1 protein-coding gene is annotated in these 1,939 nt (G+C 77.6%); it reads right to left on the bottom strand.

The features are described 5' to 3' along the window. Window positions 1–1,939, bottom strand: a 1,939-nt coding sequence (locus tag FNH08_RS49460; RefSeq protein WP_152778525.1) for an SDR family NAD(P)-dependent oxidoreductase, incomplete at both ends; no start/stop codon positions are given.

Raw genomic sequence — 1,939 nt, 5'->3', positions numbered from 1 at the left:
TCGGGGAAGAGTGCGGTCCGCAGGTGGGCGACGACGGCCGCGGCGTTGGGGTGGTCGAAGACGAGGGAGGCTGGCAGGGCCAGTCCGGTGGCGGCCTTGAGCCGGTTGCGCAGGTCGACGGCGCTGACGGAGTCGAAGCCGAGGTCGCGCAGGGCGCGTTCGGCGGGTACGGCGTCGGCACCGGAGTGGCCCAGGGTGGCGGCGGCCTCGGTGCGGACGAGGTCGAGCAGCAGGCGGGTGCGTTCGACGTCGGGCAGGTCGGCGAGCCGCTCGCGCAGGCTCGGGCCACCCTCGGGTTCGGGGTGCTCGGTGGGCCGGGGCGCTGCGGCCCGGTCCAGCTCGGACAGCAGCGGGCTGGGCCGGGCGGCGGTGAACGCGGGCAGGAAGGCCGCCCAGTCCGTGGCCGTGACGGTCATGGCGGTCGCGTCCTCGTCGAGGGCGCGTTGCAGGGCGGCGAGCGCGGTGTCGGGATCCATCGGGTGGACGCCGCGGCGTGCGAGTTCCGCGGCGAGGGCGGGTTCGGTGGCCATGCCGGTCTCGCCCCAGGCGCCCCAGGCGACGGAGGTGGCGGTCAGGCCGGCGGCGTGGCGGTGCTGGGCGAGCGCGTCGAGGTAGGCGTTGGCGGCGGCGTAGGCGCCCTGGCCTCCGCTGCCCCAGGAGGCGGCGCCGGAGGAGAACAGCACGAAGGCGTCGAGGTCGCGGTCCGCGGTGAGTTCGTGGAGGTGGCGGGCGCCGAGCAGTTTGGCGCGCAGCAGTGCCTCCAGGGTGTCCGGGGTGAGGGCGGTGGTCTCGCGGTCTCCGTCGGAGACGCCCGCGGCGTGGATGACGGTGCTCAGCGGCTGGTCGGCGGGCAGGGCGTCGAGGTGGGCGGCGAGGGCGTCGCGGTCGGCGGTGTCGCAGGCGGCGACGGTGACGCGGGCGCCCCGTTCGATGAGCTGTTCGGTGAGGGTGGCGGCGCCGGGGGCGTCGGAGCCGCGGCGGCTGAGGAGCAGGACGTGGGTGGCGCCCCGGGAGACGGCCCAGTGGGCGAGGCGGCTGCCGAGGGCGCCGGTGCCGCCCGTGACGAGGGCGGTGCCGCCGGTGTGCCAGGGCTGAGTGGCGGTGGGTTCCCCGGCGGGGAGGAGGCGACGGGCGTAGATGCCGGAGGGGCGGACGGCCAGCTGGTCCTCGGTCGCGTCGGCGGTGAGCAGCGCGGCGAGCAGGCCGCCGGTGCGGGCGTCGACGGTGCCCGGCAGGTCGGCCAGTCCGCCCCACAGCGCGGGCTGTTCCAGGGCGGCGACGCGGCCGAGTCCCCACAGGGTGCCCTGGACCGGATGACGGACGGTGTCGCCGGGCACGGCGGAGACGGTCTCGCGGGTCAGGCACCACAGCCGGGCCCCGGTGGGCCGGTCGGCGAGCGCCTGGAGCAGGGCGACGGTCGCGGCGAGACCGGCGGGCACCGCGGGGTGGCGGGCGTCGGCCGGTTCCTCGGCGATGCCGAGAAGGGACACGACGACGGCAGGCTGCCCCGTCAGTACCGCGGCGCAGGTGGTGCGGTCGGCCGTCGCGGGGTCGATGTCGACGCGAGCGGTGCCGGGTCCGAGGGCGGCGACGACGGCGGCCACCCAGGGGTCGTCGGCGTGCGTGGCCGGTACGACGACGAGGCGGTCGGCCGGCGGTGCCGTGGCGGTGGCGGGCAGCGGATGCCACACCTCGCGGTAGCTCCAGGACGCGGCGATCGCCCGGCGCCGGGACCGCTGCCGCCAGTCGGCCAGGGCGGGCAGGACGGCGGCCAGCTCGGGCTCGCCGGCACCGGTCTCAGCCGCGATCCGGGCGGTGTCGGCGTCGTCGACGAGGCTCCAGAAGGCGCTGTCTTCCCCGGCGTCGGCCGGGGAGGGGGCGGTGCCGGGAGTGGGCCAGTACCGGCGGCGCTGGAAGGGGTAGGTGGGCAGCTCGGCGG

Source organism: Streptomyces spongiae, from assembly GCF_009377185.1.
In the GTDB taxonomy this organism is placed as follows: domain Bacteria; phylum Actinomycetota; class Actinomycetes; order Streptomycetales; family Streptomycetaceae; genus Streptomyces; species Streptomyces spongiae.
This window is presented reverse-complemented; position numbering and strand designations above follow the sequence as displayed.